Origin of the sequence: Bacillus sp. 1780r2a1, assembly GCA_024134725.1 — a bacterium.
Lineage (GTDB): Bacteria > Bacillota > Bacilli > Bacillales > Bacillaceae_H > Priestia > Priestia aryabhattai_A.
In genome coordinates this window covers 2,943,837-2,961,618 of record CP099863.1, presented here as the reverse complement: position 1 = coordinate 2,961,618, position 17,782 = coordinate 2,943,837, and the positions used below count along the sequence as shown (strand labels likewise).

At 37.8% G+C, this 17,782-nt stretch carries 17 protein-coding genes; 13 read left to right on the top strand and 4 right to left on the bottom strand.

Annotation, left to right across the window (positions count from 1 at the left end):
• The first annotated feature begins 130 nt into the window (after positions 1-130).
• The 5 genes from tkt to NIZ91_14840 all read left to right on the top strand — a co-directional run bounded on the left by tkt (position 131) and on the right by NIZ91_14840 (position 6,767).
• Positions 131-2,137 (top strand): transketolase, encoded by a 2,007-nt coding sequence (tkt, locus tag NIZ91_14860; protein ID USY54025.1) that lies wholly within the window; start codon positions 131-133, stop codon positions 2,135-2,137.
• A 141-nt stretch (positions 2,138-2,278) separates the two neighbouring features.
• Positions 2,279-2,719, top strand: a complete 441-nt coding sequence (gene sirA / locus NIZ91_14855; GenBank protein ID USY54024.1) for a sporulation inhibitor of replication protein SirA — start codon at positions 2,279-2,281, stop codon at positions 2,717-2,719.
• A 90-nt stretch (positions 2,720-2,809) separates the two neighbouring features.
• Entirely contained in the window at positions 2,810-3,022 is a 213-nt protein-coding gene (locus tag NIZ91_14850) for a YneF family protein (GenBank protein USY54023.1), read from the top strand.
• 228 nt (positions 3,023-3,250) lie between these two features.
• Entirely contained in the window at positions 3,251-5,017 is a 1,767-nt protein-coding gene (locus NIZ91_14845; GenBank protein ID USY54022.1) for an ABC transporter transmembrane domain-containing protein, read from the top strand.
• Complete coding sequence (locus tag NIZ91_14840) at positions 5,007-6,767, top strand: ABC transporter transmembrane domain-containing protein (GenBank protein ID USY54021.1); 1,761 nt, start codon at positions 5,007-5,009, stop codon at positions 6,765-6,767. The genes NIZ91_14845 and NIZ91_14840 overlap by 11 nt, the downstream gene beginning before the upstream one ends.
• Positions 6,768-6,779: 12 nt before the next feature.
• Here the strand turns inward: NIZ91_14840 and NIZ91_14835 are convergent, their stop codons facing one another.
• Positions 6,780-6,956: an aspartyl-phosphate phosphatase Spo0E family protein gene (locus NIZ91_14835; GenBank protein USY54020.1), complete on the bottom strand. Its 177-nt coding sequence runs from the start codon at positions 6,954-6,956 to the stop codon at positions 6,780-6,782.
• A 130-nt stretch (positions 6,957-7,086) separates the two neighbouring features.
• On the opposite strand from NIZ91_14835, the gene NIZ91_14830 reads away from it, so the two are divergent.
• From NIZ91_14830 to NIZ91_14820, 3 genes are all read left to right on the top strand, one after another.
• Positions 7,087-7,794: a cytochrome c biogenesis protein CcdA gene (locus NIZ91_14830; GenBank protein USY54019.1), complete on the top strand. Its 708-nt coding sequence runs from the start codon at positions 7,087-7,089 to the stop codon at positions 7,792-7,794.
• A 282-nt stretch (positions 7,795-8,076) separates the two neighbouring features.
• Complete coding sequence (locus tag NIZ91_14825; protein USY54018.1) at positions 8,077-8,640, top strand: DUF2179 domain-containing protein; 564 nt, start codon at positions 8,077-8,079, stop codon at positions 8,638-8,640.
• 49 nt (positions 8,641-8,689) lie between these two features.
• Positions 8,690-9,193 (top strand): cytochrome c biogenesis protein CcdC, encoded by a 504-nt coding sequence (locus tag NIZ91_14820; protein ID USY54017.1) that lies wholly within the window; start codon positions 8,690-8,692, stop codon positions 9,191-9,193.
• Between the two features lie 30 nt (positions 9,194-9,223).
• Here NIZ91_14820 and NIZ91_14815 read toward each other — a convergent pair whose 3' ends face one another.
• A complete protein-coding gene (locus tag NIZ91_14815) occupies positions 9,224-9,652 on the bottom strand; it encodes a DUF2621 domain-containing protein (protein ID USY54016.1) in 429 nt (142 codons plus the stop codon).
• 258 nt (positions 9,653-9,910) lie between these two features.
• Here NIZ91_14815 and gabT point away from each other — a divergent pair, with 258 nt between their 5' ends.
• The 4 genes from gabT to NIZ91_14795 all read left to right on the top strand — a co-directional run bounded on the left by gabT (position 9,911) and on the right by NIZ91_14795 (position 15,624).
• Positions 9,911-11,269, top strand: coding sequence for a 4-aminobutyrate--2-oxoglutarate transaminase (gene gabT, locus NIZ91_14810; GenBank protein ID USY57181.1), 1,359 nt, complete (start codon positions 9,911-9,913; stop codon positions 11,267-11,269).
• Positions 11,270-11,394: 125 nt separating this feature from the next.
• A complete protein-coding gene (locus tag NIZ91_14805; protein ID USY54015.1) occupies positions 11,395-12,777 on the top strand; it encodes a sigma 54-interacting transcriptional regulator in 1,383 nt (460 codons plus the stop codon).
• Positions 12,761-14,185 carry an APC family permease gene (locus NIZ91_14800; protein USY54014.1) on the top strand — a complete coding sequence of 475 codons (1,425 nt, stop codon included), beginning with the start codon at positions 12,761-12,763 and terminating at the stop codon, positions 14,183-14,185. Before NIZ91_14805 ends, NIZ91_14800 begins: the two co-directional genes overlap by 17 nt.
• A 14-nt stretch (positions 14,186-14,199) precedes the next feature.
• Entirely contained in the window at positions 14,200-15,624 is a 1,425-nt protein-coding gene (locus tag NIZ91_14795) for an NAD-dependent succinate-semialdehyde dehydrogenase (protein ID USY54013.1), read from the top strand.
• A 54-nt stretch (positions 15,625-15,678) separates the two neighbouring features.
• Here NIZ91_14795 and NIZ91_14790 read toward each other — a convergent pair whose 3' ends face one another.
• Positions 15,679-17,133, bottom strand: coding sequence for a carbon starvation protein A (locus tag NIZ91_14790; protein ID USY54012.1), 1,455 nt, complete (start codon positions 17,131-17,133; stop codon positions 15,679-15,681).
• A gap of 110 nt (positions 17,134-17,243) precedes the next feature.
• Positions 17,244-17,474: a hypothetical protein gene (locus NIZ91_14785; protein ID USY54011.1), complete on the bottom strand. Its 231-nt coding sequence runs from the start codon at positions 17,472-17,474 to the stop codon at positions 17,244-17,246.
• A gap of 134 nt (positions 17,475-17,608) precedes the next feature.
• Between NIZ91_14785 and NIZ91_14780 the strand changes: the two genes are divergently transcribed.
• The gene (locus tag NIZ91_14780; protein USY54010.1) at positions 17,609-17,776 is read left to right on the top strand and encodes a hypothetical protein; all 168 of its coding nucleotides are present in this window, start codon (positions 17,609-17,611) and stop codon (positions 17,774-17,776) included.
• Positions 17,777-17,782 lie beyond the last annotated feature (6 nt).

Below are 17,782 nucleotides of genomic sequence, written 5' to 3'. Positions count from 1 at the left end.
TTTTTGTATATTTTTGCGTTTGGAAACGAAAAATGTAAAAGTACGAAAAAAAACGAATCAAATATTGTACAAAATCGTGAATCATTAGTATGATTACATATATACATAGTTTTGAAAGGAATGAAGAGTTATGACACAACGTATTGAAGATCTTTCAATTGCAACAATTCGTACTTTATCAATTGATGCTATCGAAAAAGCAAACTCAGGTCACCCAGGTATGCCAATGGGAGCAGCTCCAATGGCTTACACGCTATGGACAAAGTTTATGAACATTAATCCATCAAATCCAGATTGGTTTAACCGTGATCGCTTTGTTTTATCAGCAGGACATGGTTCAGCACTTTTATATAGCTTATTACACTTAGCAGGCTATGACCTATCAATCGACGATTTAAAAAACTTCCGTCAATGGGGAAGTAAGACACCGGGTCATCCAGAGTATGGTCACACAGCAGGTGTTGATGCAACAACTGGTCCATTAGGACAAGGAATTGCAATGGCGGTTGGTAAAGCAATGGCCGAGCGTCATTTAGCTGAAACATATAACAAAGAGGGACTTGAAATCGTTGACCACTTTACATACGGTATTTGTGGTGACGGAGACTTAATGGAAGGTGTATCAGCTGAAGCAGCTTCACTAGCAGCGCACTTGAAATTAGGTCGCCTTGTCGTGCTTTATGATTCAAACGACATCTCATTAGACGGAGACTTAGACCGTTCATTCTCTGAGAACGTAGAAGATCGTTTCAAAGCTTATGGATGGCAAGTAATTCGCGTAGAAGATGGAAATGACTTAGAAGAGCTTTCAAATGCAATTGAAGCAGCTAAAGCAGATCTTTCTCGTCCAACTTTAATTGAAGTTAAAACAACAATTGGCTATGGCTCTCCAAACCATGCAGGAACATCAGGCGTTCATGGTGCTCCACTAGGCGCAGATGAGACAAAATTAACAAAAGAGGCTTACAGCTGGACGTTTGAAGAAGATTTCTATGTGCCAGAAGAAGTTTATGCTCACTTTAAAGCAACGATTGCTGATGAAGGTGCAAAGAAAGAAAAAGAATGGAACGACGTTTTTGCTCAGTATAAAGAAAAACATCCTGAGCTAGCCGCTCAATTCGAATTAGCTGTCCAAGGTAAACTTCCAGAGGGCTGGGAACAACAATTACCTGTATATGAAACAGGTTCAAGCTTAGCAACTCGTGCTTCATCAGGTGAAGTATTAAACGCAGTAGCACAAGCTGTCCCTCAATTCTTTGGTGGTTCAGCAGACCTTGCTGGTTCAAACAAAACAATGATTAAAGGTGCAGAAGACTTTACTGCAAAAGCTTACAGTGGACGCAACATCTGGTTTGGTGTTCGTGAATTTGCAATGGGTGCAGCGCTTAACGGTATGGCTCTTCATGGTGGTGTGAAAGTATTCGGAGGTACATTCTTCGTATTCTCTGATTACCTACGTCCAGCAATTCGTCTAGCAGCATTAATGAAGCTGCCTGTTACGTATGTATTTACTCATGACAGTATTGCAGTTGGTGAAGATGGTCCAACACATGAGCCAATTGAGCAACTACCTTCATTACGTGCAATGCCTGGTCTATCAGTTATTCGTCCAGCAGATGCTAACGAAACAGCTGCAGCGTGGCGTTTATCATTAGAGTCTACAGATACGCCAACAGCGCTTGTGTTAACTCGTCAAAACTTACCGACTCTTGAGGGTACAAATGAAACTGCTTATGAAGGTGTTTCAAAAGGAGCTTACGTTGTATCAAAAGCAGGTAAAGAACAAGCGGACGCACTTCTACTTGCAACTGGTTCTGAAGTAAGCTTAGCAGTAGACGCACAAAAAGCACTTGAAGCAGAAGGTATTTCAGTGGCTGTTGTCAGCATGCCATCATGGGATCGCTTTGAGAAGCAGTCAGCTGAGTATAAAGAAAGTGTTATTCCAAAATCAGTGAAGAAGCGCTTAGGTATTGAAATGGCTTCGACATTAGGTTGGGAACGTTACGTAGGTGACGAAGGTCAAGTTCTTGGCATTAACCACTTCGGTGCTTCTGCTCCTGGTGAAACAATTATGAAGGAATTTGGCTTCACAGTTGAGAACGTTGTAGCAAGAGTAAAAAGCATGTTAAATGCATAATTATTGAAAAAGAGCAGGTCCTTTGGGCCTGCTCTTTTTGTTTCGACAAAAAAACAAAAGAATTTTTGCATCAATAGACAACCATTGCAAGATGAACAAGCTATAATAAAAAAAATAAAAGGAGAAAGAAGGAGGAGAAGTATGAGAACATATGAAGTATATTTAATGGAAGACGAAGTAGCAAAAGCATATTTTCAGAGAGAGAAGCTTGTTTTTCAACTATTTGTGGATTATAAAATGAAGAGAGGCTTAGAAGATCAATATCTTCAAAAACAGGTTGAATACATTACAAGACCTCTTGCTATTTCATACATTCAGCGCGCAATACTTCAAACATTTTCTCAATACCCTCACTTCTTTATACACAATGATCATTTCGTTTTAGAATACCCACATAAAAAAAGTCGAGCTTCACTCAAAATAAATAGTCAATGTATAACGATTGAAGGAGATGGAAATGTTGATGCAGAGACCGCTTTCTTTGAAGTGCTGCGAAAGCTTGATGCGTGCTATTTAGCAATTAATTATGGGACAGAAGAGTACGGGTGGCTAAGACCTGTTAAAACAAGAAAATATGTGTAATTATTTAAGGAAATTAGTCTGGAAATATTGTATATTGGCGAATGATTTAGTACACTGTAAGGTAGACAACACGAAGGAGGAAGTTGTAGTATGTGGCCATATATTCTAGTTGGTATTCTAGCATTGCTTGCTGGGGTAGCGCTAGGATTTTTCATTGCTCGTAAATACATGATGAGCTACTTTAAGAAAAATCCACCAATTAATGAACAAATGTTAAAAATGATGATGATGCAAATGGGCATGAAACCATCACAGAAGAAGATTAACCAAATGATGAAAGCGATGAACAGCCAAATTAAATAATGGTTAATTGGACAGACACTCTCAGCTTAAAAGGGTGTCTTTTTTGTTCACTAAGCACTATAAGGTGGAATAGAGCTAGCTTAATTATCAATGTGTTATAAAAAGCATCAACTCCTGCGTGTATATTAAGTATGTACTGACGATGGCATGTGGTTGTGTTAAAATATGTAAACAGTATACCGTTTTAATTGTTAGAAAATATAGAAAAATAGGGGTAGTGGTGGAGCTGTGAATATATTTCGTGATTTGGGATGGTTTTTTAAGCAAGAAAAGAAAGCATATATTATAGGGATTTTACTTTTGATAGCGGTTGCTTTACTTCAGCTAGTGCCACCTCGTGTTATTGGATGGGCAGTAGATGCTATTGAAAGTAAAAGTTTATCGAAAGAAACCCTTCTCCATATGGTGATCTTTTTAGGAGCAGCTGCTGTCGGTTCATATGGTATGAGGTACATGTGGCGAGTTATGATTTTTGGGGCAGCTGTTAAACTGGCAAGGCAAATGCGTAATAAGCTGTATGAACACTTCACAAAAATGAATCAAACTTTTTATCAAAATAAACGCACTGGTGATTTGATGGCTCATGCAACGAACGATATTCAAGCTATTCAACAAACAGCTGGCATTGGTGTATTAACACTTGCAGATTCTGTTATTACAGGGGGTGTTGTATTAATAACAATGGCTGTAACAATCAGCTGGAAACTAACGATAATTAGCTTATTACCTATGCCCTTAATGGCCTGGTTAACGAGTAAATACGGCACGATGCTACATAAAAGATTTGGAGAAGCTCAAGCGGCTTTTTCCTCTTTAAACGATAAGGTACAAGAAAGTATTACGGGTGTAAAAGTTGTAAAAACGTTCGGAAAAGAAGCATCAGAAGTCAATATGTTTACGAAACAATCAGCTGATGTTGTCGAAAAGAATATGAAAGTAGCGAGAGTTGATGCTTTATTTGACCCTACTATTTCGTTTATTGTGAGCTGGTCTTTTTTATTTGCTCTTATTTTTGGGTCACGAATGGTTGTAAGCAATGAAATTACGCTAGGAGAATTAGTTACATTTACTACGTACCTTGGGCTGTTAGTATGGCCGATGCTGGCGTTTGGTTGGCTTTTCAACATAGTCGAAAGAGGAAGGGCGTCATATGATCGAGTTTTTGCTCTGCTACAAGAAAAAAATGAGATTGTCGAGAGTGACCAACCTATCACAAAAAGCCCCAAAGGAGCGATTGTGGTACAGGTTAATCGCTTTGTATATCCAGGTACAGATGAAGTGGTTCTTAAAGATATCCACTTTGCCTTACAGGAAGGTCAGACGCTTGGAATTGTAGGGAAAACAGGAGCTGGAAAAACAACGTTACTAAAACTGCTTATTCGGGAATTCGATTTGACGGTTGGAGATATTTATTTTGATCAGCATAGCATTAAATCTTATAGCTTTGATTCTTTATATAATAGCATTGGTTACGTCCCGCAGGACCATTTCTTATTTTCAACGACAGTCGGAGAAAATATTGCGTTTTCGAATCTAGATGCTCCTCATTCAGATATAGAGCGAGTGGCACAGTTGGCACATGTTCATGAAGACATCATGTGCTTTACACATGGATATGACACCATTGTAGGAGAAAAAGGTGTTTCTTTATCAGGTGGACAAAAGCAGCGGTTATCAATTGCTCGGGCGCTATTACAGAATCCTCAAATGCTTTTTTTAGACGACTCACTTTCAGCAGTTGATGGGAAAACAGAAGCCCTTATTTTGAAATCTTTAAAGCAGCATCGTCAAAATAAAACAACAGTTATTACTACTCATCGACTTAGTGCAGTTGCGCATGCGGATTTAATTTTGGTCATTGAAGGTGGACAAATTATTCAGCGTGGAAGACATGAAGAACTTTTACAGGCACACGGATGGTATCAAGAAATGTATAAAAGGCAGCAGCTAGAAAAGATTGTAGAAGCTGGAGGCTATAAATATCATGAAAAATAGAGGAGTATTAAAGCGGTTATTAAGATATGCAGTTCCTCATCGCAAAGAATTTGCGCTTGCATTTTGTTTATTGTTGGTAGCCACCACGGCGGATTTGTTAGGTCCCATGCTCATCAAAGTGTTTATTGATACGTATTTAACAGAGCGTTATTTCCCTTTAGAGCCTCTCTTATTATTAGGAGTTGGCTACATGGTGTTGAATATGATTAAGGTAGTTATTCAATACTTTCAACAGCTTAGGTTTCAGAAGATTGCTTTAAACGTTATTCAACAAATAAGGATTGACGTGTTTTCACATGTACATAAGCTTGGGCTTCGGTATTTTGACCGAACACCAACGGGAAGTCTGGTCTCACGAATTACCAATGACACGGAAGCAATTAAAGAAATGTTTGTAGAAGTTATTGCAGTATTTATTCAAAACGGTGTCTTTTTAATTGGTATTTTTGTAGCCATGTTCATTTTAGATGTGAAGCTAGCTCTTTATTGCTTAGCGCTTTTACCATTCATTTTTTTCTTAATGAAAACATATCAGCATTTTAGTGGGATTTATTATACGAGGTTAAGAGAAAAACTCAGTCAGCTCAATGCAAAGATTCACGAATCGTTACAAGGTATGGGAATTGTTCAGATATTCAGGCAGGAAAAGCGTCTAAGGCGTGAGTTTGGAGATATCAATGAATCACATTATCAAGCTGGTGTACGTAATTTAAAGCTGGATGGTCTACTTTTAAGGCCAGCAGTTGACGTGTTGTATGTTCTCGCAATTATTGGTGTACTTAGTTACTTTGGTATATCAGTTTTAGATAGTCCGGTAGAAGTTGGAGTGTTGTATGCTTTTGTAAACTATTTGGAACGTTTTTTTCAGCCAGTTAACGAAATGATGCAGCGCCTTTCAATGTACCAGCAAGCCATGGTCGCTTCAAAGCGAGTATTTGAACTGATGGACGAAGGTGAAAAAGCCCCTTCTTTTATGAAAGACTCACAAACTACAATTAAGCGAGGTATGATAGAATTTAAAGGAGTTACTTTTTCTTACGATGGAAAGACGAACGTATTATCGAACATTTCTTTTTCAATTAAAGAAGGTCAAACCGTTGCGTTAGTGGGACATACAGGTAGTGGGAAAAGTTCCATTATTAATTTGCTTCTAGGTTTTTATACGCCAAAGAAAGGTGAAATTCTAATTGATGGTCAACCTCTTCAAACGTATAGTGAAGAAGAAATTCGAAAAAGCATTGGTCTAGTACTGCAAGATTCATTTATTTTCGCTGACACAGTTAACGCCAATATTTCTCTTCACGACCCTTTAATTTCAGAAGGAGACGTACGAGAAGCGCTGAAATTTGTACAGGCAACACCTTTTATTGAAGGTTTACCTAATAGTTATAATGAAATGCTTGTTGAAAGGGGAGCCACATTGTCAAGCGGTCAGCGTCAGCTCTTATCATTTGCTCGCACAATGGTGCGTCAACCCAAAATACTAGTTCTAGATGAGGCAACAGCACATATTGATACAGAGACAGAAGACGCTATTCAAGCTGTTTTAGGAAAGATGAAGGCCAACCGAACAACGGTGGCAATTGCTCATCGTTTGTCTACTATTCAACATGCAGACGCTATCTTAGTGCTACATAAAGGTGAAATTGTTGAAAGAGGTACTCATATAGAGCTGTTAGAAAAGCAGGGGCTTTATTATAGTATGTATCGGCTCCAGAACAATCAAGAAGAGGCTGTTAGAGAGATATAAAAAAACAACCTCTTAAATAGAAGTTGTCTCGGAGTGCTGTGAAGGAGTGTTATTGTAGATGTTTAGCAGGTGGTCTAATTCTTGACTATGCTTAATAGCAGGAGGAGAATTTAATCCACTAACTCGAACGACCCGAATCAGCTCTTCACGCTTCTTTTCAATCTCTAACAATATATTTTGTTTCAGCAATAGAACTGGTCCCTTCTCAATAAAACTTTTACCTAATTATACAAGATAATGGCACTTTTTGAAAAGGAATAGATAAGTCATTTTGATGACAAATTGGTAACAGATTCTAAACAAATGGAGTGAATTAAAGATGGCTGATGTGAATTTATTTTTAGCATTTGGAGCAGGATTTTTATCGTTTATTTCACCATGCTGTTTACCGTTGTACCCTGCTTTTTTATCGTATATTACAGGTGTCTCAGTAGGCGATCTAAAAGAAGGAAAAAACGTACATCAGCGCAAAGCTCTTTTACATACCACTTTTTTCTTATTAGGCTTTTGTTTAATCTTTATTGCAATTGGTTTTGGTACTTCTTTTATTGGAAATGTATTTGCAAACTATGGAGACTTAATTCGTCAAGTAGGCGCCATACTCATTGTATTTTTAGGGCTTGTAACGATTGGAGTCTTTAAGCCAAAGTTTTTAATGAAAGATCGCAAAGTACAGTTTTCGAACCGCCCTACAGGTCTGTTAGGTTCTTCTCTTATTGGAATGGCGTTTGCTGCAGGATGGACGCCATGTACGGGACCTATTCTTGTATCGGTTATGGCCTTAGCAACTACTAACCCTAGTTCAGCTATGCTTTACATGATTGCTTATTCGCTTGGGTTTTCAATACCATTTTTCATCATGTCATTTTTTATAGGTAAAATGAACTGGATTAAGCGCCATATGAAAACGATGATGATGACTGGTGGATATGCAATGATTGGAATGGGAATCATTTTATATTTTGACTGGATGACTAAGATTATTATTTATACAACGAGCATCTTTGGAGGGTTTACAGGATTCTAGATAGCGAAGTAAGCTACCTGAAACCTAAGATAAAAAATAAAAAGCAGTTATTAAAATCGTTAAAGCCAGTGTGAAAGATCTTATTGTAAAACCTTTGAAGAGTTATCAGTTTAACCTATGCAACATTTGATAAACTAGTAAAAAACAATCGTTCATTGAATTAGAGACGCTTATATTAAGCGTTTTTTTTGTTAATAAAAAATTTATTTTTATGTATTCCTTAACGATATAGAGAGTGATACAATGAAACCGTGAAATTTGTAATTTAAAAGAGGTGTAGAAGTGAAAGAGATTATTTTAATATTGATTTTGCAACTAGTTTATGTACCAATCTTAACGTTGCGAACTATTTTTCTAGTAAAAGGAATGAGTATGTACGCCTCGGCTTTTGGTTTTCTAGAAGCATTAGTATATGTATTTGGTTTATCCCTCGTCTTTTCAGGTGACCAAAGTATTGTAGCTATGATTGTGTATGCTGTAGGGTTTGGTGCTGGGATTATATTAGGTGGATATATCGAGTCACGCTTAGCAATTGGGTATACGACATTTTTAGTGAATTTAATGACAAAAAATGAAGAACTGATTAACCGCCTTCGTCAAGAAGGTTTTGGAGTTACGGTTTATCAAGGTGAAGGAAGAGATAGCGCACGTTATCGTTTAGATATTTTAACAAAAAGAAGTCGTGAAGAAGAGCTATTAGACTTTATTGAAGAATATGAACCGAGAGCATTTATTATTTCATACGAGCCTCGTAAATTTAAAGGTGGCTTCCTATTAAAAGCAATGAAAAAGCAAAAAGCAAAGTCTAAACAAAAAACGAAAAACGATCCTTCGCATTTAAAATAAGACAAGATTTCACATTCTTTTGCAGTTGTTTTATAATAGGAAATATATTATGAGTAAAGAAGGGGTTACTTTGATTTATGCGTCCACGATTTTTGCTGTTTTAATGGGTTCATTCATTATTTTTATGAGGATGAAAGCATCTGAAAAGCCGGTAAATGCTAAGAAAATCATTTTACCACCTTTTTTTATGAGCACGGGAGCATTGATGTTTATTTTTCCAGTTTTTCGAGTAACTGGAGCTGAATTTTTAGAGGCCTTGATAGTCGGTCTGTTCTTTTCATTATTTCTAATAAAAACATCAAAGTTTGAAGTACGTGATGATGATATTTACTTAAAACAGTCAAAGGCGTTTATTTTTGTGATTATTGCATTGTTACTCATTCGCGTTGTCATGAAACTATATTTAAGCTCAACAATTGATGTAGGCGCTCTTGGGGGAATGTTCTGGATATTAGCATTCGGTATGATTGTACCATGGCGCATTGCAATGTATCGCTCGTATAAAAAACTTGAGCAACAGCTACAGCATAACTTGATGAATAAAATGATTTAAAAAGGTGTCCATAAGGGACACCTTTTTTGGTTATTCAAATAAATGTTGGTACGGAGCGTGATCGATACGTTGAGCTTTTAATGTTTTTAACAAAAACTTATGATCTCGTTTTGGAGTTGCCGTAATGTATCCTCGAATAATTAAATCTTCCGTAATACTTGCAGCTTGTTCTTGAAGTGCAAGTTCACCGATTTTGCCGGCAATTTTTTGCCTAGCTACGTCGCGAAATAGCTCAGGAACAGGTTGTACAAGCGTCTCCAATAATTGTTTTTGTTCATTAGACCACAAATGAATCGTTTGCTCTAAGTAATAGTCTTGCCAATCAAGAATTGACTTTCCATCTTCCTTTGGTAACCGCTTTAAAAATTTTCGAAACATAAAAAAGCCACCGATTGCAAACAAGCTAACTAATATGACAACCCATAGTATAATGAACCACAAAAACCATCCCTCAAGCATTTTATCCCTCCTATGTATTGTATGCTCTTAGCAATATATAGCTTTTATCTTTATTATAGCGAGGAGTGGATAAACGTGGCAACAGCTAGTTTAGAAGAATAAAAGCTTCACGTGAGTCGAAAACGACTTAATTAAGTCGTTATTGACTTATAAAGAAAGAGAAAATTGTTCAGAAATGTCGAAAAAATTAAACTTTTAGAGTTGGCACGCTTCTTGCATATTAAAAACGTGAGGAAATCAACTAGTGAAAGGAAGATTATAATGAGCAGACAATTCAGTCAGGTAGATAAAAACTTTCCGGGTGAAAACGCAAAACAACTATTAGAGCGTAGACATAAAGCTGTGCCAAAAGGTGTGAGCTATGGTATTCCAACATTTGCTGAAAGAGCAGAAGGTGCGTTAGTAACAGATGTTGACGGCAACACGTTTATCGATTTTGTTGGTGCTATCGGAACAATTAATGTCGGTCATGGACATCCAAAAGTAAAAGAAGCGCTCCATAAGCAAGTCGATCGATTTATCCATACAGGTTTTAATGTAGTGATGTATGAATCGTACGTAGCATTGTGTGAACGATTAGCAGCTATTGCACCAGGAAACTTTGACAAAAAGGTATTATTATTAAACAGCGGTGCTGAAGCAGTGGAAAATGCTGTAAAAATTGCTCGTAAATATACAAAACGTCAAGGCATCATTTCGTTTACTCGTGGTTTCCATGGACGTACACTAATGACAATGACGATGACAAGTAAGGTGAAACCTTATAAATTCGAGTTTGGACCATTCGCTCCAGAGGTATATAAAGCTCCTTATCCTTATCCATATCGTAGACCAGAAGGGTTGACTGAAGAAGCTTATGAGGACTACATCATTTCAGAGTTTAAAAACTTTTTGAATAATGAAGTAGCACCTGAAACAGTAGCAGCAGTAGTCATGGAACCGATTCAAGGAGAAGGTGGTTTCATCGTTCCTGGAAAACGCTTTGTTCAGGAAGTATATAATGTATGTAAAGAAAATGGAATTTTATTTGTTTCAGATGAAATTCAAGCCGGTTTTGCACGAACAGGTCGTTATTTTGGAATTGAACACTTTGATGTCGAGCCGGATTTGATCACAGTATCAAAATCACTAGGTGCCGGCGTACCAATTAGTGGTGTCATTGGCAGAGCTGAAATTATGGACGAGTCTAATCCTGGAGAACTTGGTGGAACGTATAGCGGAAGTCCTTTAGGGTGTGAAGCAGCATTAGCTGTACTAGATATTATTGAAGAAGAAGGGTTAAATGAGCGCAGTGAGGTCCTTGGTAAGGCTGTTCGCGAACGTTTTGAAAAGCTGAGTGAAACGTATGATGTCATTGGAGATATTCGAGGTCTTGGCTCGATGTGTGCCGTAGAATTAGTAAAAGATCGCGTTAAAAAAGAGCCAAATAAAGAATTAACACAAAAAATTGTGCAAGAAGCAAATAAGAGAGGGTTATTGTTGCTGAGTGCAGGGGTCTATGGCAATGTGCTTCGTTTCTTAATGCCGATTGTCATCACAGATGAACAGCTTGAAGAAGGGCTGCAAATTGTGGAAGAATCGTTGGTAGCAAGTGTACAACAACTTGTCAATGCGTAAACAAAAATGATGAGACAAGGGTCACTTCCTTGTCCTTTGTCTCTTAATAGAAGTATCATTTTCGTTACCAAACTTTTCTGATAAAATAAATGAATACTATTTTTGATGAAAAGGTGATTTAGTTAATGAGCAACAGCGAGAATATGTCTTATATGAATCAAGAACTTTACGATATCTTTGAGTCATCCTTTGATGAAGTGTTTGTTACGGATGCGCAAGGCCATGTCGTGATGGTAAATTCACAGTGTGAAAAAAATTACCATCTGAAAGCGGAAGAGTTTATTGGAAAGCACGTAAAGGAACTTCAAGAAATGGGGATTTTTTATCCCTCAGCAACGCTGCAGGTCATTGAATCCCACACATCGCTAGAGCTTGTACAAAAAACAAGTTCAGGTAGGTATTTGCATGTTCGGACTCGTCCCGTTTTTGATGAAAGTAAGCAATTGAAAAGCGTCATTAGCTATTCCCGTGATTTAACGGATTTAATGCAGTTGAAAAATAAAGTAGAACAGATGGAAGAGCAGCTAGAGAGTTATCAAAAAGAGATGTCCGATTCTATAGAGCTAGAGGGCATTGTAACCAACAGCAAAGCAATGAAGAAAGTATTTGCTATTGTTCAACGAATTGCTTCTGTTCATACAACCGTTCTCTTACTTGGAGAAACAGGTGTTGGAAAGAGTAGGGTAGCAAAATTAATTCAGCAGCTAAGCGTTAGAAAGAATGCTCCTTACTATGAAATTAACTGTGCAGCTTTACCAGATCAGTTAATTGAATCGGAACTGTTCGGCTATCAAGGTGGTACATTTACAGGCGCGTTCCGTGAAGGAAAAAAAGGTATTATCGAGCTATCAAACGGAGGAACCTTGTTTTTAGATGAAGTTGGTGAGCTATCGTTACAAGCACAAAGCAAATTGCTTCATGTGCTTCAAGACCGCACCATTCGGCCTGTCGGTTCAAGTAAAACAATTCCGGTAGATGTACGCATTATTGCTGCAACCAATCAAGAGTTGGAGGCGATGGTGGACAAAGGTTTATTTCGAAGAGACTTATATTATCGTTTGAATGTAGTCCCCATCACAATTCCTCCTTTACGTGAACGGGCAGAAGATATTTTACCGCTGGTCTATCAGTTTTTAAATCATTTTAATGCAGTGTATGACCGCAAAGTGGAGCTTTCACCAAAAGCATTAGATGCGTTTAGTAGACAGGAGTGGAAGGGGAATGTGCGAGAAGTTGAGAATATGATTGAGCGTCTTGTCGTTACAAGTGATAACGTAGTAACGCTAAAAGATTTACCATTCCAACAGGACTTTTCAGTTCATAAAAACAATCGTACATTGCCAGAAGTCGTAGAAGAAATAGAGAGAAAAATGGTGGTCGAAGCTTATGAAAAGTACGAATCTTCTTACAAAGTTGCGGAACAATTAGGGATTAGTCAATCACAAGCGAATCGAAAAATAAGGAAGTATCTAGAGGGGATGGATGAAGGAGATGAGCAAGCAACCTAAGCAATTGGATAAGGTATTATCGAAATTTGATGTATTATGTTTAGCTATTGGAGCCATGTTAGGCTGGGGTTGGGTTGTACTATCAGGTACTTGGCTAAATTCGGCTGGATCATTAGGAACATTAATTGCTTTTTTAGTGGGAGGACTACTTGTTATTTTTGTAGGACTTACCTATGCTGAATTAGCATCAGCCATGCCAAAAGTAGGCGGAGAGCATGTATTTGTAAAAAGAGGTCTTGGAAAAAAGGCATCGTTTATAGGTTCATGGGCAATCGTTTTAGGGTATGTATCTGTAGTAACGTTTGAAGCAGTTGCGCTTCCCACTGTCCTAGACTATTTAATTCCAAACTATCAAACGGGGTATTTATGGACAATTAATGGCTGGGATGTTTACCTAACGTGGGTATTGGTTGGAAGTGTAGGAGCCGTTATCTTAACAGCCATCAACTATTTCGGTCTCAAAACAGCAGCCTTTTTACAAGTTGTACTAACAGTTGCCATTGTGGGGATTGGTATTCTTTTAATTTTTGGCTCAGGGATTAATGGAGATACAAAGAATTTGGAACCATTATTTATTGGTGGAGCAGGTGGCATTATGACCGTACTCGTCATGGTCCCTTTCTTATTCGTTGGTTTTGACGTTATTCCTCAAGTAGCAGAAGAAGCTAATTTACCAGCAAGAGAAATTGGTAAGATTTTAATTATTTCTGTAAGTGCTGCAATTGTATTTTATATGTTAATTGCTTTAGGTGTAGGCATGTCACTAAATAAGGGTGCTTTAGAAATTTCGCAGTTAGCAACAGCTGATGCGATGGCTGCAGCGTTTAATTCACCATTATTCGGGAAAATTCTAATTATTGGTGGTATTGCAGGAATTGTGACAAGCTGGAACGCATTCATTATCGGAGGAAGCCGTGTTATTTATGCGATGGCACAAGATGGAATGTTACCATCTTGGTTTGGTCGCCTTCATCCTAAATATAATACTCCTTCCAATGCGGTTATTTTCTTAGGGGCATTAGCAGTGTTTGCTCCACTATTAGGTAGACCTGCACTTGTATGGATTGTAGATGCAGGTGGATTGGGGATCGTTATAGCTTACTTAATGGTTGCATTATCGTTTGTAGCTTTACGTAAAAAAGAACCACAGATGAATCGTCCATTTAAAGCTGGAAAAACAACTTTTGTCGGTTGGTTAGGTGTCATCTTTAGCATTGGATTTATTGCATTATATATGCCTGGCATGCCTGCTGCTCTTATTTGGCCATATGAGTGGGTTATGGTATTAGGATGGACGCTTATCGGAGCATATTTCTTTATTAAGATGAACAAAGGGGTTTATCATAGCAATGACGAAGAAATACAAGTAAACGATACTGACAGCTCGGTTGACGCGAAAATTAATTAAAGGAGTGATCATTCATGAAGCAAGCAAGTTTATATATTAACGGTGAGTGGGTAAAAACGTCTGAAACGTTTGACGTTGTAAATCCATCTACAAATGAAGTCGTAGCTTCAGTTGCTAAAGGTGGAGCTAAAGAAGCAAAATTAGCAGCGGATGCAGCATACGAAGCGTTTGTAGAATGGTCTAAGAAAACAGCAGAAGAACGTGGGAAATTATTAATGAAGTGGCATCAGCTAATCGAGAAGTATACGGACGAGCTGGCTGAAACAATGACAATTGAGCAGGGAAAACCACTAAAAGAAGCAAAAGGTGAAATCGGCTATGCGAATGGATTTGTATCGTGGTATGCAGAGGAAGGTAAGCGAATATACGGTGAAACAATTCCAGCATCAGCTCCTAACAAACGCTTATTTGTTCATAAACAACCAGTTGGTGTAATCGCGGCTATTACACCTTGGAACTTTCCAGCTGCAATGATTACACGTAAAATTGCGCCTGCTTTGGCAGCGGGTTGTACGGCTGTTATTAAGCCGGCTGAACAAACCCCTTTAACTGCATTGCGCTTAGCTGAACTAGCAGCGGAAGCAGGTATTCCGAAAGGCGTAATTAACGTCGTTGCCGGAGATGCGAAATCAATTGGTGAAGCTTGGATGGAAGATGGTCGTGTTCGTAAACTGTCATTTACAGGTTCAACGGCTGTTGGGAAGCTATTGATGAAAGGTGCAGCAGATACAATGAAAAAAGTATCACTTGAGCTTGGGGGACATGCACCGTTTATCATAACAGAAAGTGCAGATTTAGATAAAGCAGTAACAAATGCCATCGCATCTAAGTTTCGCAATGCTGGTCAAACGTGCGTATGTACGAATCGTATTTATGTGCACGAAACGGTCGCAGAGGAATTTACAAAGCAGTTTGCACAAGCAGTCTCCCAACTAAAGATTGGTGATGGCTTAGAGGAAGGAACAGATATTGGGCCGCTAATTGACGAAAAAGCGTTAGAAAAAGTTCAGAAGCAGTTAAATGATGCAGTAGAAAAAGGTGGCGATGTTGTCACTGGTGGATCTGTTTTAACAAAAGGAAGCGGCTTATTTGTAGAACCAACGGTTGTCAAAGGCGCTACAGATGAAATGCTTTGTATGTATGAAGAAACATTTGGACCGATTGCTCCAATTGCTACTTATCGAGATGAAGCAGAAGTAATTCGTCGTGCGAACAATTCGCCATTCGGTTTAGCAGCTTACGTATTTACTGAAAATATTTCAGAGGCAATCCGTATTGCAGAAGCACTTGAATATGGAATTGTCGGTTTAAATGACGGTCTTCCATCAACACCGCAAGCTCCGTTTGGTGGTTTTAAAGAAAGTGGACTTGGTCGAGAAGGAAGTCACTTTGGAATTGAAGAATACTTGGAAGTAAAATACATCTCACTAGGACTGTAATTCAATAAATAACAAAGAGCTAGCTCCCTAATTTTATGGGAGCTAGCTCTTTTGTTACCCTGCTGCTTGGTTTGGTGATTTTGGATGCGTGTAGTCAATTTCCAAGCCGTTTGCGATATTTTGTTTTGCTTTTTTAAAGAATAAGAATAAAAAGATTATGCTTACCGCAAATGCGATTATATAAGATATGTCTATCGATAAATTAAAGCCGATTGGTGCATTCATAATGTAAGTTGTCGTTGCCATCGTCATAAATAACGCTGGAACCGTTGAAATCCAATGGTTAGCTCCTTTTACAATGAGATACATCGATGCGATCCATAGGGCAATAACTGCTGTTGACTGGTTAGCCCATGAGAAGTAGCGCCATAGCAGTGTAAAATCAATTTTAGTTAAGATAAATGCAATAACAAACAATGGTGCAGAAATGATTAAACGATTTGGTAATTTAATTTGAGAAAAATTCAGGTAATCTGCGATAATCATACGAGCGGAACGAAAAGCCGTATCACCTGATGTAATAGGTAAAATGATGACGCCAATAATGGCAAGCGTACCTCCGATTGCACCAAGCATTAATGTCGATACTTCAGATACAATGGCTGCTGGACCACCACTGCTAATAATACTATTTAAATCACGACCATCAAATAAACTCATAGCTGCCGCAGCCCAAATCATTGCAATTGCAGCTTCTGCAATCATCATGCCATAGAAAATTTTACGCCCTGATTTTTCATTTTGCAATGTGCGTGAAATAATAGGTGATTGCGTGGCGTGAAAACCTGATAATGCACCACAAGAAATCGTTAAAAATAAGAGTGGGAAAATTGGAATATTGTCAGGGTGCATGTTTGTAAATGAAAGCTCTGGAATAGGTGCTCCAGTTATAACAAGCATAGCTCCTACACCAACTGCACTGATAATTAGAAATGCACCAAAGATTGGATAAATGCGTCCAATAATTTTATCAATTGGTAAAATTGTAGAAAGAATATAGTAAGCAAAGATAGCAAAGATGATGATAGTCAGTGGAATGGTTCCATTCGCTAAGTCATTAATTAATGCAGCTGGTGATGTAATAAATACAGTTCCGACTAAAACGAGTAGCAAAATAGAGAAACCGTTTACAATATGCTTTGAAAAAGCTCCTAAAAATTTTCCAGCTAATTCAGGAATATGAGCACCACGGTTTCGAATGGAAATCATGCCGGTTAAATAATCATGTACAGCACCTGCAAAAATTGCTCCAATTACAATCCAAACAAATGCTACGGGACCATAAAGTGCTCCCATAATAGGTCCAAAAATGGGACCAACACCGGCAATGTTTAGTAGTTGAATTAACGAATTTTTCTTATTGTTCATCGGTACGTAGTCAATGCCATCTTTCATTGCATAGGCAGGAGTTGGTCGAGAATCTTTAACTCCGAATACGCGTTCAACTACTTTTCCATAAGTTAAGTACCCGATGAGTAATAGCACAAATGAAAGTAAAAATGTAATCATCGTATCAGTCCTTTACTAAGTTTTATGAAAACGGTTTCTTAAACTTAGTATACTAGAAAGCTAGCAAAAGAAAAAGGACCTTTTAGTCAAATTTAGTAAAAAGCCAGATCCTAAGAAAGGTTATCCTGAACGTAATATTTGTAGTCTAAAAACAAAAAGCAAAACTCTTCAAAGGAAAAAGTATTAAATGTTTCACAAGAGTAAGTGTCTAAAAAATCTTCAATCATATTGCGGGAGATGGATTGAAATAATCCCATTGTTTGAAACGAATGATGAAACTTATGATATAAAGGTTGTAATCCATAGTAGTCAAAGACATCTTCTAATTGTTCTGTATGCATTTTTCGCTCTCCTTTTTAAGTAGTATGTTCATGATGAGTGAGAAAAATAAAGGGAGTTTTCGTATAAAGGCTAGATTTTCTATTTCGAAGAAGCTATGCTAAAAAGATACACTGGTGATAAAGGAGAAAAGAACATGTTTATGTACGTCACAATATTAGGATTTTTAGCTTTTGCACTGTATGCTTGCACATTTGTGTACGCCATTATGAATAAAAATGGACAAGCAAAGCAAAATGGAAAGCGTGCCTTAATTGGCTTTTTAATAATGGCTGTAGGTTTAATCGGTATGCAAGTGTCATAGTTTGAG

What these genes read in the sequence shown, in the direction of transcription:
- tkt (USY54025.1), top strand. Translation starts at nt 131, where the DNA reads ATGACACAACGTATTGAAGATCTTTCAATTGCAACAATTCGTACTTTA.
- sirA (USY54024.1), top strand. Translation starts at nt 2,279, where the DNA reads ATGAGAACATATGAAGTATATTTAATGGAAGACGAAGTAGCAAAAGCA.
- NIZ91_14850 (USY54023.1), top strand. Translation starts at nt 2,810, where the DNA reads ATGTGGCCATATATTCTAGTTGGTATTCTAGCATTGCTTGCTGGGGTA.
- NIZ91_14840 (USY54021.1), top strand. Translation starts at nt 5,007, where the DNA reads ATGAAAAATAGAGGAGTATTAAAGCGGTTATTAAGATATGCAGTTCCT.
- NIZ91_14830 (USY54019.1), top strand. Translation starts at nt 7,087, where the DNA reads ATGGCTGATGTGAATTTATTTTTAGCATTTGGAGCAGGATTTTTATCG.
- NIZ91_14820 (USY54017.1), top strand. Translation starts at nt 8,690, where the DNA reads ATGAGTAAAGAAGGGGTTACTTTGATTTATGCGTCCACGATTTTTGCT.
- NIZ91_14815 (USY54016.1), bottom strand. Translation starts at nt 9,652, where the DNA reads ATGCTTGAGGGATGGTTTTTGTGGTTCATTATACTATGGGTTGTCATA.
- NIZ91_14805 (USY54015.1), top strand. Translation starts at nt 11,395, where the DNA reads ATGAGCAACAGCGAGAATATGTCTTATATGAATCAAGAACTTTACGAT.
- NIZ91_14800 (USY54014.1), top strand. Translation starts at nt 12,761, where the DNA reads ATGAGCAAGCAACCTAAGCAATTGGATAAGGTATTATCGAAATTTGAT.
- NIZ91_14795 (USY54013.1), top strand. Translation starts at nt 14,200, where the DNA reads ATGAAGCAAGCAAGTTTATATATTAACGGTGAGTGGGTAAAAACGTCT.
- NIZ91_14790 (USY54012.1), bottom strand. Translation starts at nt 17,133, where the DNA reads ATGATTACATTTTTACTTTCATTTGTGCTATTACTCATCGGGTACTTA.
- NIZ91_14785 (USY54011.1), bottom strand. Translation starts at nt 17,474, where the DNA reads ATGCATACAGAACAATTAGAAGATGTCTTTGACTACTATGGATTACAA.
- NIZ91_14780 (USY54010.1), top strand. Translation starts at nt 17,609, where the DNA reads ATGTTTATGTACGTCACAATATTAGGATTTTTAGCTTTTGCACTGTAT.